Annotated in this window: 4 protein-coding genes; 1 reads left to right on the top strand and 3 read right to left on the bottom strand. The window is 67.8% G+C overall.

The genetic code is table 11. The features are described from left to right. Positions 1–252 (top strand): HigA family addiction module antitoxin (locus tag WC493_RS23645; RefSeq protein WP_373069178.1); only part of this gene is annotated, 252 nt, incomplete at its 5' end. A 105-nt stretch (positions 253–357) separates the two neighbouring features. Here the strand turns inward: WC493_RS23645 and mscL are convergent. From mscL to WC493_RS23660, 3 genes are all read right to left on the bottom strand, one after another. Then, positions 358–786 carry a large conductance mechanosensitive channel protein MscL gene (mscL, locus tag WC493_RS23650; protein WP_373069180.1) on the bottom strand — a complete coding sequence of 143 codons (429 nt, stop codon included), beginning with the start codon at positions 784–786 and terminating at the stop codon, positions 358–360. A 46-nt stretch (positions 787–832) separates the two neighbouring features. After that, a complete protein-coding gene (locus WC493_RS23655) occupies positions 833–1471 on the bottom strand; it encodes an MBL fold metallo-hydrolase (protein ID WP_373069182.1) in 639 nt (212 codons plus the stop codon). Positions 1472–1552: 81 nt separating this feature from the next. After that, a partial coding sequence (locus WC493_RS23660) for a YifB family Mg chelatase-like AAA ATPase (protein WP_373069184.1) occupies positions 1553–2565 on the bottom strand: 1013 nt, incomplete at its 5' end.

The following is a 2565-nucleotide window of genomic DNA, read 5'->3' on the forward strand; positions in this document are numbered from 1 at the left end:
TTCCTTGTGCCGCTGAATCTTTCGGCCAACGCGCTGGCGATCGCGCTGGGCGTGCCGGCGCCGCGCATCAACGACGTTGCCCGTGAGCGACGCGGCATCACAGCCGACACGGCCCTGCGCCTGGCGCGCTACTTCGGCACTAGCGCGGAATTCTGGATGGGCCTGCAGGCCGACCATGACCTGCGCCACGCCGAGCTTGCCACCAACGACGCACTGGCGCGGATACGGCGTCGAGAAAACACCGCCGCCTGAGAGTTGGCGCTGGCGGGACGGCGAGTGTGGCGATACGAGCAAGTTGTCGCCCGAAATCAGGCCCGACAACCACGTTTGCCCTCGGTCGCGCGTGCCGCCCGCGGCCTATTTTTTCAGCGAGTCGCGAATCTCGCGCAGCAGCAGCACGTCCTCGGCCGTGGGTGCCGGCGCGGCCGGCGGCGCGTCCTTCCTCAGCTTGTTGATCTGCTTGACCATGATGAAGATGACGAAGGCCAGGATGACGAAGTTGATCGCCACCGTGATGAAGTTGCCGTAGGCGAACAGCGGCACGCCGGCTTTGGTCAGCGCGTCGTAGGTCATCGCGCCCTTGTAGTCGGCCGGCGGGCTCGCAAGCAGGATGAAGTAGCTGGAGAAGTCCAGCCCGCCTATGATCCTGCCGATGACGGGCATGATGAGATCCTTGACCAGCGAGTCGACGATCTTGCCGAATGCGGCGCCGATGATGACGCCGACCGCGAGGTCGACGACGTTGCCCTTCATGGCGAATTCCTTGAACTCGGACACAATGCTCATGGCTGTTTTTCCTCTCGACTAAAAAAAATGGATGTCATCGACACGGTCAGGCCCCGTCGCCGACAAACGGATTGGTAAGCCTTTCCCGGCCGAAGGTGGACATCGGGCCGTGGCCGGAAATGAATTCGACATCGTCGCCCAGCGGCCAGAGCTTGTGCTTGATCGAATCCATCAAGGTCTGGAAATCGCCGCGCGGGAAATCGGTGCGGCCGACGCTGCCGGCGAACAGCACGTCGCCCACCAGGGCCAGCTTCGACGGGGCGTGGTAGAAGACCACATGGCCCGGGGTGTGGCCGGGGGTGTAGAGGACTTGCAGGGTTTCCTTGCCGACCGTGACGGTGTCGCCGTCCTCGAGCCAGCGGTCCGGTGTGAAGGCTTGCGCCGGCGGGAAGCCGAAGCTGCGGCTTTGCGCAACGAGCTGGTCGATCCAGAAGCTTTCCTCGCGCTGCGGGCCTTCGATCGGCACGCCGAGGCGCTGCGCCAGTTCGCCGGCGCCGCCGGCATGGTCGATATGGCCGTGGGTGAGCAGGATCTTTTCAACGCTGACGCCCAGCCGCGCCGCGGCATCGGTCAGGCGCTCGATGTCGCCGCCGGGATCGACGAAGGCGCCCTTCATGGTTTCGGTGCACCACAGCAGCGTGCAGTTTTGCTCGAAGGGGGTGACGGGGATGATGCGGTATTTCATGGGCAAGGCTCCTGGGCGCCGGTTCGGCGCGAAATCGGCTGCGGTCCGGCGGCGAGCGGCCTGGCAGGCAAGGACGGCTCCTCAGTTGGCGAGACCGCGCCGGTAGTGCACGGCCTCGGCGACGTGCGCGGCCGACAGCGGCGCACCATCGGGCAGGTCGGCAAGGTCGGCGATGGTGCGCGCCACCTTGAGGATGCGATGATAAGCCCGCGCGGTGAGTCCGAGTTGCTGCATCGCCCGTTTCAGCAGCGCCGCGCCGCCGCAGTCGGGCAGGCAATGCACGTCCACTTCGGCGGGTGACAGCAGCGCGTTGGCCTTGCCCTGGCGTGCATGCTGCCGCGCGCGTGCCGCAGCTACCCGGGCGCGCACCGTAGCGGAAGCTTCACCGTCGCCGCGCGCGGCAAGGTCGGCCTCGGCGACGGCCGGCACGTCGAGCATCAGGTCGATGCGGTCGAGCAGCGGCCCCGACAGCTTGCCGCGATAGCGTGCGACCTGGTCCGGCGTGCAGCGGCACTTGCCGGAGCCGTGACCCAGCCAGCCGCAGGGACAGGGATTCATCGCGGCCACGAGCTGGAAGCGCGCCGGGAACTCGGCGCGGCGCGCGGCGCGGGCAATGTGGATGTGCCCGGTTTCGAGCGGTTCGCGCAGGGCTTCCAGCACGCCGCGCTGGAATTCGGGCAGTTCGTCGAGGAACAGCGCGCCGTTGTGCGCCAGTGAAATCTCGCCCGGCCTTGGCGTGCCGCCGCCGCCGACCAGGGCGGCGCTGGAGGCCGAATGATGCGGCGCGCGAAACGGCCGCTGCTGCCACTGCGCCAGCTTGAAGCTGCCGGCCAGCGAATGCACGGCGGCGGATTCCAGCGCTTCGGCATGGGTCATCGGCGGCAAGAGGCCGGGCAGGCGCTGCGCCAGCATCGACTTGCCGGCGCCGGGCGGGCCGCTCATCAGGAGTGAATGCCCGCCTGCGGCCGCCACTTCGAGCGCGCGTTTGGCCTGCGCCTGGCCCTTGACTTCGGCCAGGTCCGGGTAGCGGGCGAAAGTCGGCGCCGGCGGCACGGCGAAAGGCTGCAGGATTTCGCGTCCGGCAAGGTGGGCGC

Source organism: Zavarzinia sp., assembly GCF_041650655.1.
GTDB lineage: Bacteria > Pseudomonadota > Alphaproteobacteria > Zavarziniales > Zavarziniaceae > Zavarzinia.

Bases quoted from the DNA above. Each gene is read 5' to 3' on its own strand.
- mscL (WP_373069180.1), bottom strand. From the start codon at position 786: ATGAGCATTGTGTCCGAGTTCAAGGAATTCGCCATGAAGGGCAACGTC.
- WC493_RS23655 (WP_373069182.1), bottom strand. From the start codon at position 1,471: ATGAAATACCGCATCATCCCCGTCACCCCCTTCGAGCAAAACTGCACG.